Here is a 14,025-nt window from a genome sequence, read left to right as displayed (position 1 = left end):
TTTCTGAACTCCACCTTATTACCTTTGGGATGCTTTCTGCCTCCTCTTAGTGTAAAGATATAGGGCGAGTAATTTCCTTGTTCTCCAACCCTTGTATCTATTGTTGGAGCAATGTTGGCTTCCGTGATTGTTTTTCTAGTGCAATCTTCAATCTTTTGGCAGTTTTTACCGATAGGAAATATTTCTGGTCGGGGTTGTCCTCTAAGTGATCCGACAAGGTAGATGCGCTCTCTGTTCTGGGGGAGAAACCAGGCAGTATTAAGCAATTGCCATTGGAGGTCATATACCCCAAGGTCGGCAAACGATCTAAGTACGACTTCAAAGTCCTTACCCTTGTTACTGGAGAAAAGTCCTTTGACGTTTTCAAAGATAAACAGACGGGGTTTATAGAGGTCAAGGATTCTAATTGCTTCAAAAAAGAGTTTACTTTTGGATCCTTTAAGTCCTTTCCGTCTTCCAGCAACTGAAAGATCCTGACAAGGCGAACCGAAGCTGATGATATCCGGTTTTTCGATGGTGTTTTTTTGAATCTCTTCGATAGGTCCTGCATAGTTGGAATTTTTAAAGTTATATTGATAATTGGCAATGGCAAAAGGATCAATCTCACTGAAGTAATGTTTCTTCAAAGTGAACCCTGCCTTGAGTAATCCCAATGGAAATCCCCCTGTACCACTGAAAAGGTCTAAAAGAGTAAAAGTTTTCATAAGACCAAATTTTCTTCAGCAAATGAGAAATACCCATCTTTGGTGATTATTAGATGATCCAGGACCTCAATATCGTGTAGCTTACCTATATTGGCTATTTTAGTAGTTTGATTGATATCCTGCTGACTTGGCTTCAGACCTCCTGCAGGATGATTGTGAGCCAGAATAATTCCGGTGGCCAAACTCTTTAATGCAATTGCAAAGATGATCCTGGCATCGACGACCGTACCTGAAAGCCCTCCCATAGAATGAAGATGATATCCTAAGATGGTGTTCTTTCGATTGAGATAGATCACAAAGAAATATTCCCGGGTCTCTATAGTCCCTTTACGGAATTGATTTCTCACAAAAGCAACTGTTTCCTCCGGTGATTTGACACTTCCAAGTAGTCTTCTGCTTTTGGTATAGGTAATCTTGATTTCAGGAACAACACCTGCCTTAAATTGCCCTTTGATCCCATAAAGGGAAGTGGATGATTTGGATATCGATTTGTTGTCTTTTGATTTCTGGTTATGAAGTAAAGTTGTAGCCCTTTTTATGGCATCAGTCCATTTTTCATCTTTCTTACGGATTTGTTTAGCCTTTTGGCTGATAAGGGCGACTTTACTGCTTGCTTTCGTTTTTTGTTTAGGTCTGTTTTTGAACTGCTGCTTCATTACCTTTTTTACAGTAATGATAAGAATGAGGTCGCTACTAATTTCTGTTTAAGTTAGAATAAGTCTTAAAAAATGAAATCAAAAAAATTATAGGTTAAGATAATAACTATGAATTACTATTTTTATCACTTCAAAAGGAAAAATTCAAAATGAGCCAAAATATACTACAGTACGAATCTAAAGTATGGTCAACTGCCGACCTTTTAATTGGTGCTGGAATTAAGCAATCAGACTTCCCAAAATATATGATGCCTTACTTTGCAATGATAATGTTGGAAAGTAGATTAGTTAGGCATTACAAAGAGTTATTGAAAGACTTTGATGCAGAAACGATTAAAGACATTGAAAATATAGACGACTTTTTAGAAGAGTTTAAAGATTACAATATTGGGTACAATGATTTAGTAATTAGAAGCCAAAAAACACTAGCTGAAATATGCAGAAACGATAAAACTTTTGATAATGATTTTGATGCCTATTTAAAAGCATTCGACCCAGAAACTAAAGAGTTATTAGGTGTTGATAGAGGTAATACAGAAGAGAAGTATTTAGATATTTCAGGCGTAAGCGGTCAACTACGTAAAAAAGATATTCTTTTTGATACCGTAAAAAAATGGAGTGAGATTGATTTAACACCATTTAATAACTCGGATATAACAACTTTAGAAGAACACATCAAACGTAAATGGGCTGATATTTCTGCCGAAACTGCTGGAGAGCAATATACACCTGATGATATTATATCCTTAATTTCAGAAATTATATTATCTAAAATTGAAGATAATAACGAGTTTTTAACCATATACGACCCAACCTGTGGCGGTGGTAACTTGCTATTTGGTGTAGAAGATAGAATAAAAGAAAAGTTCAACAGACCAACAAAAACATACGGTGAGGATTGGAGTGATAGTTTATACGCTTTAGCAAAAATAGAAAGTCGTTTCCGTAATGATTCAGATATTAAGTACGGTAATACACTTACTAAAATTCATTTCATTGAAAAACAATTTGATGTCATTGTAGCAAATCCACCTTACGGTGTAGATTGGAAAGGTTATAAAAAAGATATTGAAAATGATACTACAGACCGTTTTCACGCTTTACCTTCCATTTCAGATGGTCAGTTTCTGTTTACACAGCATATTTTATCACAATTAGATACCAAAGGGTTATCAGTTGTAGTACATAACGGTTCAACGCTGTTTAGTGGCGATGCAGGTAGTGGTGAGAGTAACATTCGTAAATATTTCTTTGATAACGATTGGGTAGAAGCTGTTATACAAATGCCTACCGATGAGTTTTTCAACACTGGTATTTATACGTATCTATGGGTGTTTAACAAAAACAAACCTCAAGAACGCAAAGACAAAGTAATGCTGATTGATGGTAGTAACTTTTGGGAACCATTAAAAAAGAGCAAAGGTAAAAAGCGCAGGGAAATGGTTTTTGATAACAGAAAAACCATTGTAGATACCTTAACCGATTTTAAAGATACAGAGTATGCAAAGGTCTTTGATAAATGGCATTTTTATTATAACAAACAAGCTATAATGCTGACAAATGTAGATGAAAATGGAAAGACTTTTGAAGACCAATTGCCTGTTAAAAAGAATAAACAAGGCGAAGAAATTAGAGCTAAATCTATAAAGTTAAACCCTACTAAAATAACGCAAGTTTTAGAGGAAGAAACAATTGAGCTTACAGACTTTGAAATTACATCTTACGATACTTCTAAATACAATTCTTTAATAGAATATTATACCGAAGGTTTAAAGCCATTAATTGATAGTTTAGATTATAAAGAAGCAGACTTAAAAGTATTTACAGCTAAAACAAGTTATTATTTTGACAACGATAAAGAAACGATTATTGAGGCGTCTAAAGAAGATAAATCAGAATTAGGTTGTGGTAAAATAGTAGTAAAAGCATCTTATAAAAAAGCAACTAAAACTAGAGAAGCATCCATTTTAATTACGGTAGAGTTAACACCTGACTATGAGAAGGATTATGAAATAATACCTTATAGCCCAAACAATGAAGATAACCAACAAAATATTGCCAGTTTTATGGTAAAATACATCACAAAGCCATTTGCTTATATAGATAATACAATTGGGGTTGAAATAAACTTCAATAAGGTATTCTATAAGCCAGAAAAGTTACGCTCACTTCAAGATATCTCAAGTCACCTAAAAGAGCTCGAAAATGAATTGTCAAAACTTGAAAGCGAATTAGTCGTTTAGTAAAGTCATTTTGTAGCACGAAGCACTATATATGTATGAAACAACAATTAAAAACTTACAACAAATATAAAGATTCAGGCATTGATTGGTTAGGTGAAATTCCTGCACATTGGAATGTTAAAAGAATAAAAGATGCAATTACTAAAATTGGTAGTGGTGTTACACCAAAAGGTGGTAGTGAAACTTATGTAGATGAAGGAATACCGCTTATTAGGAGTCAAAATGTTTATAATGATGGTTTAAGGCTTGACAATGTTTCATTTATAACGAAAGAGGTTCACGATAAAATGAGAAACTCACAATTGCAACCTTTTGATATATTGATAAATATTACAGGGGCCTCAATTGGTAGAACGTGTATTTTTCCTAAAACATTAAAGACAGCTAATATAAATCAGCATATTATATATTTAAGAGTAAAGAAGAAAAAGGTTGACTTTTTTTCTTATTATTTAAAGTCAAATACTATACAAGAATATATAATGAATATTCAGGCAGGTTCTTCTAAAGAGGCTTTAAATATGTCTCAAATTTTAAATATGGGTTTGCCATTTCCTGTTCTAGAAGAACAAACCCAAATAGCTAATTATTTAGATACAAAAACCACAGCAATAGATAAAAAAATAAAATTATTACAACAAAAAATAAAATACTATAAAGCCTACCGTAAAACTTTAATTAATGAAGCTGTTACCAAAGGATTAGATAAATCGGTTAAGCTAAAAGATAGTAGTATTACTTGGATGGGTGAAATTCCAGAACATTGGGAGGTTAAGAGAGTTAAAGATATTTTTTCAATAAGTAGAGGTAGAGCAATAGCTAAAACGGAATTAAAAGATAATGGTAGTTATCCCGTTTATTCATCTCAAACTAAAAACAAAGGTGTTTTAGGTTATATTGATACTTTTGATTTTAATACAGATTTGTTAACCTGGACTACTGATGGTGTTAATGCTGGTACAGTTTTCATAAGGGAAGGTAAATTTAATTGTACTAATATTTGCGGTACATTAATTCCTAAAAGACATCCAAAACTTTCACTAGAATATATGGCTTTTGCTGTTCAAGAAAGCACACAGCATAATAAACGTATAGATACAAATGGTGCTAAAATAATGAGTAATGAAATGGCTGTAATTACCGTAGTTTTCCCACCATTTGAAGAGCAAATTGAAATTGCTAATTATATTAAGGCCAAAACAAAAGGTATATCAAGTGTTTTAAAAAATATTGAATTACAAATATCAACACTAAAAGAGTTACGTAAAACATTAATTGATGAAGTTGTAACTGGCAAAATAAAAGTAACTGCATAATTTATGGATGAACTAATACTACAAGATAAATATTTAATGAACTTTTTTACTAATCCAACCAATGGTTTAGGGTATAAAGAAGTAAAAGCAAATACAGTATCGAAACTTCATTTTGTTGTTGAAGATTTAAAAGAGTTCATCAGCGAAACTACTTTAAATAAAAAAGCGTACAGAACATTATTAAAGAAATTTAATAATAACGAAAAAGAGCTACTTCAAGAATTTCAAGAGTTTTTAAACAAACGTATTGGTGAGTCTATGAATATGGCATTATTTATTAATAATAATAAATCTGTCACATTCAAGGGTGTTAAAATTAATCTCTTTTATCCAAGTGGTAGCATAACGCACGGTGATAAACTATTTGAAGAAAACATATTTTCTGTAGTACAAGAGTTGCCATATATGTACCATTATCAAGGTAAAAAACAGTTCAGTTTTAGACCAGATATTACCTTTTTTGTCAATGGTATATTTTTAGGCTATTCAGAGCTAAAATCAAACTACAATAATCAAACAGCTAGTAAAGATGGTAAAACTAAAATAGCTAACGATTATCAAAAAGCAGTTACTAATTATCTAGAAATAGCAGATGGTAATGATGTAGATAAAAGCATTCGCAAAGACTTTTTAAAAATATTTGAAAAGGCAATACATATAACAACTACAGATGTTCAAGATACGTTTATCATTAGAAACATAGGTAATCACTTTGATACCATAAAAGCTAAAGTTGAAGATAAATCCTTTGATTTTGAAGAGTATAAAACAAAAGTAGCTTACGATTTAAAATCATATCCAGTAGTAAACAGAGAAGCCAACAAACAAGAGCGTTTTGAGGAAGTTTTTAAAGCCTTGTACGGGAAAAAAATGATAGAGCGTGAGATATTGTATTACAACTTTATTGAGCGTGAATTAGTAAAATCAGAAAAAGGAAAACAGAAAGAATATAAGCATAATGATGGTAGGCTAATAGCACCAAGACCAAAACAAAAATTCGGTGCAGATAAAATCATTAGCAAAATTGATGAGTTTTTAGAACACGAAGACGAGCCAGATTATTTCATCAATAAATTAAGACAACAACTAACTGAAAAGGGTTTAGGAGCTTCACAAATTGAAGAATTAATTAATAAAAGGCAGAAGTATCAAAACAACAAAAATGTCTACTCATTGCTACTACAATATGCAGCTGGTTTTGGTAAAAGTAACATCATAGGCTGGTCATCTTTAATGTTGAAAGATTTACGCAAAAATGATGAGTTTGTCTATGATAAAATAATGTTGGTTGTAGATAGAGTTCAATTACGAGATCAGTTAGATAGTAAAATGTATAATATGAATATTGCTAATAGTATGTTCATAGAGGCTAACAGTAAAAAATCATTTTTAGAAGCCTTAAATACAGATAAACGTATTGTTGTAGTCAATCTTCAAAAGTTCAATTCAATAAGAGAGTTTTTAGATGATGAAGTAGTAAAGACATTATCAACTTTGCGTATCGCTTTTTTAATTGATGAAATACACCGTTCCAATAGTGGTACACAGCACGAAGAAATGGTATCCTTATTTGATGAGCTACAAAACAGTTTTGATTCCAATAAAGAATACAGAAAGGAATACAAAAAGAAAAATTTAATAATAGGTTTTACTGCAACACCAAGCGATGTTACATTAGCGCGTTTTGGAGAGTATAATAAATATGCCGAAGCTGAAAAAATATGGGTTCCGTTCGATAGTTATACAATGAAAGAAGCTATTGAAGATGGTTATATTTTAAATCCAATTAAAGGTATTGTTCCTGTTTCTGCTAAAATGTATTTTGAAAAGCCAGATGATGCAACAGAAGGTTTTGAGGGAGATACAGGATACTATGAGCAATCGTTACCTGATAATCCAGATGCTGGTGTTGATGCTAATGGTAAGAAATACAGAATTAGTAAAAAGAATATTTACGAGAACGAAGAACGTATTGAAGCTATTTCAAAGTTTGTTGCCAAACGATTAGTAACTGCGGTTTATCACAATATTCGTGGTACAGCAAAAGCAATGTTTGCAGCTTCTTCTATTAAAGCAGCTATAAAATATCGTAAGTATATACAGCAGTATTTTAATGAGTTAGTAGAAGAAAAGAAATATGAACGTTTTAAAGATGCACCAATCTATATAGTGTATAGTTCAGATGGCCAAAAATATGAAAGCGCAACAACGTTAAACGGTGGTTTATCAGAAGCCAAAGTATTGCAAAATTTTGCTGTCAAAAAGAATGGTTTAATCATAGTAGTAGATAAACTACAAACAGGATTTGATGAACCTAAATTACATACCTTATTTTTAGATAAAGAGATTAGCGGTATCAATGCTATACAAACTATTTCAAGAGTTAATAGAACAGCAGGTAAGTATAAAAAGGATTGTAAAATTATTGACTTGTCTTACAAGAATGTAAACGTTAATAATATAAAACAGGCGTTCGAGCATTTCAGTAATGTTGTTGTAAGTGATTTTGACCCACTAGGGCAAGAACAACTATTACAAGAAATATACGAGGGCTTAAATCAAGACAATATCTTCAAACAACATTTTCAATCCTTTAAACTCTATCAACAAGGAAAAAAGGAAGATATACTGCCTATTTTAGATTTAGAAAACACAATTACCCAATTTGTAAGAAAACAACCAGAAGAAGCTAAAAAGTTAAAGCATAACATTAATAAGTATTTCAAAATATTAAATCTAATAGTATTTGTAATTGAAATTGATGATAAGTATAGTGATGAATACTTTACAGAGTTTTGGTATAGATATAGTGTCTTATATAATTCATTAACAGGTACAACAGAGTTAATAGATGATGTTGAAGTGTATTTTGATAACAGAATAGGTATAGTTGCACCACCAGAAGAAACATCAAAGCCTAAAGTAAAGCCAAATGACAATGAACCATCAGGCAAACCAGGTAAACAATATAAGTTTGATATTTTAGCAGTAATAGAAAAACGTAATGAAGAGGAAGAAGAAATTGAAGCCTTAATATTAGATTTTCAAAATAAAATAGAAGCCTTTTTTGATTATGTAAATAAGGAAGGTGCTCGTTTAATTGCAAAAATGAAAAGTACTAAAACCGTTTTTGATGAAGACGAAATTTATAAAGACTTTGAAATAATCTATAAAAAATACATCCGAAGAAATCGTAAAACATTAGGTCAGTTCTTCATTAAGGAAACAGAAGATATAATAAATCAACTTTGCGACGATTTTGAAAAATCATTACAAAACAGTCAATAAATTTTTAAATTTAAGGTTCACCCAGTCGTTCAAACAAAAAACGCACCACTTCTGGCCTCAGGAGTTTGGTGCTTTTTTTGTACCCAAACTGTTTTAGTTCATCTAAATAGGTATGTATCCAAGAAGAAAAAGTTTTGGTACAGACATTATACAATGCTGCCAGTTCATATTTGTAATATGCTCTAATTTTCACGGGTTCCTCTCCTTCGTAATAGGTCACTTTCATAATTTCATTTCTTTTTAAGTTCTCCCATCATTGCTTTCCAAATAGATGGTGGAATCAATTCTCTTAAAAATGTATCGAAGTATTGGTTAACGATAATCATTCCTTCTGCTGCAGGGGATTGTTGCAGCTTTTTAAGTAGCCTTTTGAAATTATTGAGATCAGTAGCGCTTAAATTGTAATCATTTCGGTTTATGAAATTGTCTAATTGTTGAAGTTGTGACTTCGTTAATTTCCTTTTTGAGGTACTCAATTCCCAAGCTGTCAGGGAAATCCCTTGGCTATATTTTTGGTTTAGGTATTTCTGGATTTCAGTTTTAGAATTCACTTCCATCTTTTTTAGAAATACACCTTCCATATCTGTAATAGCAAATAGTTTCTTTTTCATTATCTCTTCCTTTTTCTTGGATCATAAGATAATATCCTGATCTGGGGATCTCTCCCTTCTCTTTTTCGGATGCGTTGCACCTCTTTTTCTGCTTCCTTCTTAGTGCGATATATAACTTTGGGTGGAGTAGTGACATCATATTTATCCTCCGCCATTACAGCATTACTAAAGAGCGCATAACCCTTTTCAGGTTTTACTCCTGGTTTCTTCTTATTTGTCTGTTTTCCCTTCAAGAGTTTTTGCGTAACTCTTTCTGCTTCAATTCGGGTTGTGTATATTCCATATATCCTTCCTGGTTGAAGCCCTCCTATAAACTGATTCTTTAAATTAGTTATACTAGTTGGCCGACCTGTGAAAATATCTGCTTTTACAGAATGTTTACCAGGCTTATAGATGACATACATTTTTTTAAGATCTAATTTCATTTGTCTTCTTTTTAAGCGAACCTAATCCTCAAACTTCAGAGATTCAATTGTTTGTTGATAAGGATTTGTATATGTAGGTTCTTTAATCAGTTCTTCTCCCAGAAAATTCCCAACAAACCCACCAATCAGAATAAACGGATAGGTTTCTTTTGGGGAGTATTTTTTAGCAACTATAAACCCCAACATACTCCCGACAAGTGCGAGGGCTGCTTTTTGAGTATTTTTGGATACCTTCATCAGTTTAATCTGTTTAGTAGCATAATCCCTCCTGTGGCCAGTACTGTTCCCCAGGCTACCTGTCTTAGGATTCTTCTTCGCTCATCCCTAAAATCAACCAGGGTTACTGTAAACTTATTACCATATTTCTTCCGGTGGTGTTCAGATAGTTTTAGAAATCCATTAAAGTCATCCGCATTAGCAAAGACCAAACAACCTGCAGAGAAGTCATCAATTACCTGAGTTGTTCCCTGTTTTCTGGCCCTATGGATGTTGATTCCAAAATTTCCTATATCCTTTGTTCCGGATTCAAACCATTTAAATAGACCTTTTCGCTCATAATTGCGGATTACCACAACAGGTTTTGTTTGAATTAGTGCATGATATATTCCACGATGTAATCCAATACTATAGGCATCAACATATTGCCCCTTCTTTAAAAAAGCTGTTCCTTGCGGGTGCATCGGATTGTCCAACCAATACTGTCCGGGATCAGTAGTAGCTTTGAACATATGATACACCCACTTATGATTATCATTTCTATAAAACACGTGGATCTCATCATCAAAACGATTACTCCCTATAAAACGACTACGGTAGCCTACAATATTCAGCCTGTATGGTTCGGTATACACCTTGTACCCTTTACTTCGTAATATTTGTAAACTCTTGGATAACATTGCTATACATACTATTTAGTTGTCGGTCCTAAGGACTTGCCTGTCCGAGCTACGGACAAAGTTTGAGACTACCCAGATTTGCTTTTTCAGTCTACGCTTTCGATATACTCCATCACCCTCCCTTGAACCATTATCGTTTGTATTTCCTTCAACGGAAATCACCCAGTCCTCATTCCATTCATCTACAAAACCAATATGAGCAGGTCGGTTGACGCTGTTGTACCAGATCAGAAAAACATCTCCTGATTGCGGTTTTTGCAATTGAAACTTTCCTCTTTGATAAATCCATTTATCCTTTAAAGCATAACTCGGCACCCAACCGCTTCGTGGCGCGTCCACACCTGCATTTTGGTAACACCAGCTGACAAAAGCAGCGCACCACGCATAGCCCGGACCTAAATCTACACTGGCCAGATACATCTCTACATATGGTCCACGATTGAAGCCTCCTGTTTCACGAACTCCAACTTGGGAATCGTATAATTCTTTAACACACTGTCTTGTGTACTGTTCTTCTTTTTGAATTTTTATCTTACCTATAAGGTCCTGGCCAGTAACGCTACTGCAAACAAAAAAGCAAAGAAGATAAACGTAGATAGTTTTAGTTTTTGCCATGGTGTAATGGTTTTAAAATCGTTCCTGAAATGGTTATCGAGATACTCCTCTGAGGTGGGCCAGATAAGCTTCATCAGTATCCTGACAATACCGTGCAGGATAAATATCCCAATAATAGCAAAGAGGTATACCTGAAATATCCCGGCATCATAGGTTCCTGCTGTAGGATCAATCCAGCGAAGAAATACGGCGCTGTGCATCCAGAGGATGAGTCCTACTGCCAATGAGGATAACTCCCTCCATACCTTAAAGTAGCCACAGAGTGGCTTTAGTTTTTCTAATATGGTTTGTAACCATTGCATTATATTTTTCATTAGTTGTATATTTTTTTGAGTACAATATTAAATCTGCCAATGGCAGTTAAAAAGAGGTTAGGTTTTGAGTCGGAGCAAACACAGTTTCTCCTGACTGTGTCAAAATTCTGGTGACTCCATTCTGCATTCCTGTAATGTAACCCACTACTGTATTGGGTCTGAGTTCAGGGACGATAATAGATCCGTCTATAGCTTTTAATAAAGTGGGTCTTGTGGCAATAGCAAGGTTCCACTGATTATTAATTTGATCTGATTGCCTATCAATTGAGTCAATGGATCCAAGATTAGGGACATACCAGACTCCTTGACTATTTTGCTTTAATCCCATTCTTCTAAACTCCGCACGTATCTTTACTTTTTCCAGTTCCTTATTTTTAAAAGCTACGCTCAGCAGTGCATTTACCAAAGTGGTTACTCGGATCCCATTAATACGAACTCCCTGAAAAAAGGAGCTAACCTGTTTATACTGTTCTACAGATTTTATTTTCTTTAGTCCACTAAGGACACTAAATAAGTTCCTGCTATTGGCAGCATCAATAATCTCTTTGGCTACTCCACTCCAGCTTCCTCCAGATGCCGTATTCTTACCTACTAAAGCGGTAAATACAGATTCCGTAATTACTGAAGGGAATCCTGCCGCCCGAAGTGCTCTTTCTGTTCCCGGTCCAAAGATGCCGTCCACCTGTCCGTTTCTAAAACTGGTTTCTTTGATAATCAGTGCTGCCTGTCCTCCTTTGGCCAAAAGCGCATTTTGTATCATAGCGACCAGTGATCCCCTCACACCTTTCTTCACCGGAAAGCTGACACTGGCAGCAATTGGCAAAATGGGTTTGGTGACAATATCTTCTGAAGGAATCGTAATTGGATCACTAATACCACCTCTGTTTGTAGCTGTTTTGTTTTTAAAGTGGTTATAAACCAGATAACCCAGACCAAGCGCAACCCCTCCACCTAATCCGATCATCAGTACCTGTTTTTGAGAAAGTCTTTTCTTGACTTTTGGTTTTTGTATGCTCTTCTTTGTTTTCGTTTCCATTGAAAAATTCTTTTTTCATTTCCGAGGAGTCGGAAATCTTATAGTTATATATTCTATGGTTTGGTATTTATAATCTCATTGGCTATGGCGAATTCCTGAGTGGTCAATTCATTCTGTAGATCAGCAGCCAGATTCCTTCCTGTTAAATCTCTATATGCCCTTCCCACTTTTCGCATCATACTTTCTGTAGGTATCTCCTCCAGGATCCTAAAGAGTGCTTCTTCATCTGTACCCCATCCAAAGGCATTGTCATTCTCAAAAGCCATCTGAATCCGAATGGCATAGTTCGCAGGGTTTCCTTCTTCCAATGCCTGACTTTCGCGGATATTCTTTTTGAACTTTTTTACCAAAGCACGGATTCCTAAAAAAGTGACAGCTCCCAATCCAGTAGCAAGCAGTATCGTTGTGGTCTGCTTACCTACAGAAACTTTGGGTCTGTTTTGTATTGCCTGAGCTGCAAGAAGAGGAAGTGCCATAATTGTTCGTTTTACTTATAGTTGGCTATGCCAATTTCATTTTTACGAGGTTTCGGATAAAGGCATCATTGAGGAACAATTGCTCCATTTTGATAATGCCTTTAGCGCCAAAATGTTTATCCATTGTTTGAAATGCTTTTGTTACTTTCCTGGCTTCGTCACTTCCTGAAACTTCCATTTGTATGGTAATCGCTGTTTTCATTTTATATTGATTTTTTACTGTTATTGTACTACTGATTTGTTTTGCTTTCCTGCTTCTGTTTTTCTTTTCAATTGATTGAGGTAATACGCTATCTTTTGTAATAGTCCCTGATCATCTTTGATCTGTTCTGCAAGTTGGAACATGAGCTGTAACACTTGCTCAAACTGTTCTTCGGTAAACAGCTCTCCCAGATGTTCTATGACTTGAAGTAAATAGTTTTCTTCTTCTGAGGTATTGCCATTTTCCTTTGCATCAGTCATACCTAGACTACCTAATGTTCCTGCTATACCCTTCATCTGTTTTGGGTATTGCTTGGCTAGTCCCGTGATCGCTCCGGGAAGTAATGCTTTTCCTAACTCTACAAAACTTAGTTTCTTCACCAGAGCTTCATTCTCCTTTTTTTTTTCTTCAAGGTTTTCCTGTAGCTTTTTTAACTTTGATTCTGATGCTGCGTAGCTTTTCTTGAGCTCTTCATAATCCCGTTTCTGTAATTCTTCCTGAAGCATGGAATGCACTTTGTGGTGTACTCCGTTCAGGGCTTCCTGTTGACTTTGGGTGACCTGCTCCAACTGCTCCTGCAGCTTTTTATTTTCGATAGCTAACCGTTGTATGGTCAGCTGGTCTTCAATATTGGTATTGCTTACTCCGGATATTCCCGGAATGGATAATTGACGTACTGTATTTTTATCCTGTGTGGTTTTCAATACTTCAAGCTTTGTTTCTGCCTGCTGCATCTTATGTCTTACATAAGCGCTTTCACTGGTAAATCCTAATCGATCCATCTCTTCATATTGGGCATCCGTTAATCGCACTGACCCGAGATTTCTACGTTTTGCTTCCATCATTTTCTGTTTTTAAAATCACCTGCAGGAATCGTATGGTTCTTTGGTATTTTCTGGTGTTTACAATCTCTATACGATCTCCGTGTTCGTGTACATTTTCTATATTTCCCTGTATATAGAAATTCTCATAGCGTCCATAGTCAGATTTTACTATTAGTCCCCATGCGATATACACAATCAGCCATATCTCGTTATGCCCCTGAAGCTCTAGTCTTCCTTCTGCAGGAATGGTAAACTCACGGTACACCAATCGATACTTTGGATATCCTCGTTCTTTAGCCCGTAGGCCTGCATATTGTATGGCAAATTCCTCACGCATAAGCCTAGCTTATTTTATTATCTCACACCCTAAGGGTGATTTATTATCTCACTCAGATGTATTACAGATTATACTTTTTATT

Annotated in this window: 17 protein-coding genes; 3 read left to right on the top strand and 14 right to left on the bottom strand. The window is 34.7% G+C overall.

The window, feature by feature from the left end; translation table 11 throughout:
• Positions 1–704, bottom strand: a 704-nt coding sequence (locus KQA_RS18925; protein WP_010181398.1) for a DNA cytosine methyltransferase, incomplete at its 3' end; no start/stop codon positions are given.
• Positions 701–1,360 (bottom strand): JAB domain-containing protein, encoded by a 660-nt coding sequence (locus KQA_RS0211885; RefSeq protein WP_010181396.1) that lies wholly within the window; start codon positions 1,358–1,360, stop codon positions 701–703. The genes KQA_RS18925 and KQA_RS0211885, both read right to left, overlap by 4 nt.
• Before the next feature lie 149 nt (positions 1,361–1,509).
• On the opposite strand from KQA_RS0211885, the gene KQA_RS0211880 reads away from it, so the two are divergent.
• From KQA_RS0211880 to KQA_RS0211870, 3 genes are read left to right on the top strand one after another with little or no spacing between them, the layout of a single operon-like run.
• Positions 1,510–3,603, top strand: a complete 2,094-nt coding sequence (locus KQA_RS0211880; RefSeq protein WP_010181394.1) for an HsdM family class I SAM-dependent methyltransferase — start codon at positions 1,510–1,512, stop codon at positions 3,601–3,603.
• A gap of 35 nt (positions 3,604–3,638) precedes the next feature.
• Positions 3,639–4,919 carry a restriction endonuclease subunit S gene (locus tag KQA_RS0211875; protein WP_010181392.1) on the top strand — a complete coding sequence of 427 codons (1,281 nt, stop codon included), beginning with the start codon at positions 3,639–3,641 and terminating at the stop codon, positions 4,917–4,919.
• A 3-nt stretch (positions 4,920–4,922) separates the two neighbouring features.
• Positions 4,923–8,207 carry a DEAD/DEAH box helicase family protein gene (locus tag KQA_RS0211870; protein ID WP_010181390.1) on the top strand — a complete coding sequence of 1,095 codons (3,285 nt, stop codon included), beginning with the start codon at positions 4,923–4,925 and terminating at the stop codon, positions 8,205–8,207.
• 10 nt (positions 8,208–8,217) lie between these two features.
• Here KQA_RS0211870 and KQA_RS0211865 read toward each other — a convergent pair whose 3' ends face one another.
• The 12 genes from KQA_RS0211865 to KQA_RS0211815 all read right to left on the bottom strand — a co-directional run bounded on the left by KQA_RS0211865 (position 8,218) and on the right by KQA_RS0211815 (position 13,943).
• On the bottom strand, positions 8,218–8,433 hold the full coding sequence (locus tag KQA_RS0211865) for a DUF4248 domain-containing protein (RefSeq protein ID WP_010181389.1): 216 nt from the start codon (positions 8,431–8,433) through the stop codon (positions 8,218–8,220).
• Positions 8,434–8,437: 4 nt separating this feature from the next.
• Positions 8,438–8,818, bottom strand: coding sequence for a hypothetical protein (locus tag KQA_RS0211860; protein ID WP_010181387.1), 381 nt, complete (start codon positions 8,816–8,818; stop codon positions 8,438–8,440).
• Complete coding sequence (locus KQA_RS0211855; RefSeq protein ID WP_010181385.1) at positions 8,818–9,243, bottom strand: hypothetical protein; 426 nt, start codon at positions 9,241–9,243, stop codon at positions 8,818–8,820. The genes KQA_RS0211860 and KQA_RS0211855 overlap by 1 nt, the downstream gene beginning before the upstream one ends.
• Positions 9,244–9,264: 21 nt before the next feature.
• Positions 9,265–9,480, bottom strand: a complete 216-nt coding sequence (locus KQA_RS0211850) for a hypothetical protein (protein WP_010181383.1) — start codon at positions 9,478–9,480, stop codon at positions 9,265–9,267.
• A complete protein-coding gene (locus KQA_RS0211845) occupies positions 9,480–10,139 on the bottom strand; it encodes a hypothetical protein (RefSeq protein WP_010181381.1) in 660 nt (219 codons plus the stop codon). Before KQA_RS0211845 ends, KQA_RS0211850 begins: the two co-directional genes overlap by 1 nt.
• 15 nt (positions 10,140–10,154) lie before the next feature.
• Complete coding sequence (locus tag KQA_RS20780) at positions 10,155–10,559, bottom strand: CHAP domain-containing protein (protein ID WP_262482164.1); 405 nt, start codon at positions 10,557–10,559, stop codon at positions 10,155–10,157.
• 116 nt (positions 10,560–10,675) lie between these two features.
• Positions 10,676–11,068 carry a hypothetical protein gene (locus KQA_RS19925; protein WP_081483260.1) on the bottom strand — a complete coding sequence of 131 codons (393 nt, stop codon included), beginning with the start codon at positions 11,066–11,068 and terminating at the stop codon, positions 10,676–10,678.
• A gap of 46 nt (positions 11,069–11,114) precedes the next feature.
• Entirely contained in the window at positions 11,115–12,104 is a 990-nt protein-coding gene (locus tag KQA_RS0211835) for a peptidoglycan-binding domain-containing protein (protein WP_010181377.1), read from the bottom strand.
• 53 nt (positions 12,105–12,157) lie between these two features.
• Positions 12,158–12,580 carry a hypothetical protein gene (locus KQA_RS0211830; protein WP_010181375.1) on the bottom strand — a complete coding sequence of 141 codons (423 nt, stop codon included), beginning with the start codon at positions 12,578–12,580 and terminating at the stop codon, positions 12,158–12,160.
• Between the two features lie 25 nt (positions 12,581–12,605).
• On the bottom strand, positions 12,606–12,782 hold the full coding sequence (locus KQA_RS20305) for a hypothetical protein (protein ID WP_157366678.1): 177 nt from the start codon (positions 12,780–12,782) through the stop codon (positions 12,606–12,608).
• 20 nt (positions 12,783–12,802) lie between these two features.
• Complete coding sequence (locus KQA_RS0211820) at positions 12,803–13,627, bottom strand: hypothetical protein (RefSeq protein WP_010181372.1); 825 nt, start codon at positions 13,625–13,627, stop codon at positions 12,803–12,805.
• A complete protein-coding gene (locus tag KQA_RS0211815) occupies positions 13,608–13,943 on the bottom strand; it encodes a hypothetical protein (protein WP_010181370.1) in 336 nt (111 codons plus the stop codon). Before KQA_RS0211815 ends, KQA_RS0211820 begins: the two co-directional genes overlap by 20 nt.
• Between the last annotated feature and the right edge of the window lie 82 nt (positions 13,944–14,025).

The organism is Aquimarina agarilytica ZC1 (assembly GCF_000255455.1).
GTDB lineage: Bacteria > Bacteroidota > Bacteroidia > Flavobacteriales > Flavobacteriaceae > Aquimarina > Aquimarina agarilytica.
The sequence above is the reverse complement of the archived record's forward strand: the minus strand, read 5'-3'. Positions and strand labels throughout refer to the sequence as shown.

Excerpts from the sequence above, each read along its gene's own strand:
- KQA_RS0211870 (WP_010181390.1), top strand. The coding sequence starts at position 4,923 with ATGGATGAACTAATACTACAAGATAAATATTTAATGAACTTTTTTACT.
- KQA_RS0211875 (WP_010181392.1), top strand. The coding sequence starts at position 3,639 with ATGAAACAACAATTAAAAACTTACAACAAATATAAAGATTCAGGCATT.
- KQA_RS0211820 (WP_010181372.1), bottom strand. The coding sequence starts at position 13,627 with ATGATGGAAGCAAAACGTAGAAATCTCGGGTCAGTGCGATTAACGGAT.
- KQA_RS0211830 (WP_010181375.1), bottom strand. The coding sequence starts at position 12,580 with ATGGCACTTCCTCTTCTTGCAGCTCAGGCAATACAAAACAGACCCAAA.
- KQA_RS0211850 (WP_010181383.1), bottom strand. The coding sequence starts at position 9,480 with ATGAAGGTATCCAAAAATACTCAAAAAGCAGCCCTCGCACTTGTCGGG.
- KQA_RS0211815 (WP_010181370.1), bottom strand. The coding sequence starts at position 13,943 with ATGCGTGAGGAATTTGCCATACAATATGCAGGCCTACGGGCTAAAGAA.
- KQA_RS0211865 (WP_010181389.1), bottom strand. The coding sequence starts at position 8,433 with ATGAAAGTGACCTATTACGAAGGAGAGGAACCCGTGAAAATTAGAGCA.
- KQA_RS0211835 (WP_010181377.1), bottom strand. The coding sequence starts at position 12,104 with ATGGAAACGAAAACAAAGAAGAGCATACAAAAACCAAAAGTCAAGAAA.
- KQA_RS0211880 (WP_010181394.1), top strand. The coding sequence starts at position 1,510 with ATGAGCCAAAATATACTACAGTACGAATCTAAAGTATGGTCAACTGCC.
- KQA_RS20305 (WP_157366678.1), bottom strand. The coding sequence starts at position 12,782 with ATGAAAACAGCGATTACCATACAAATGGAAGTTTCAGGAAGTGACGAA.
- KQA_RS20780 (WP_262482164.1), bottom strand. The coding sequence starts at position 10,559 with ATGTATCTGGCCAGTGTAGATTTAGGTCCGGGCTATGCGTGGTGCGCT.
- KQA_RS0211860 (WP_010181387.1), bottom strand. The coding sequence starts at position 8,818 with ATGAAAAAGAAACTATTTGCTATTACAGATATGGAAGGTGTATTTCTA.
- KQA_RS0211885 (WP_010181396.1), bottom strand. The coding sequence starts at position 1,360 with ATGAAGCAGCAGTTCAAAAACAGACCTAAACAAAAAACGAAAGCAAGC.
- KQA_RS0211845 (WP_010181381.1), bottom strand. The coding sequence starts at position 10,139 with ATGTTATCCAAGAGTTTACAAATATTACGAAGTAAAGGGTACAAGGTG.
- KQA_RS19925 (WP_081483260.1), bottom strand. The coding sequence starts at position 11,068 with ATGAAAAATATAATGCAATGGTTACAAACCATATTAGAAAAACTAAAG.
- KQA_RS0211855 (WP_010181385.1), bottom strand. The coding sequence starts at position 9,243 with ATGAAATTAGATCTTAAAAAAATGTATGTCATCTATAAGCCTGGTAAA.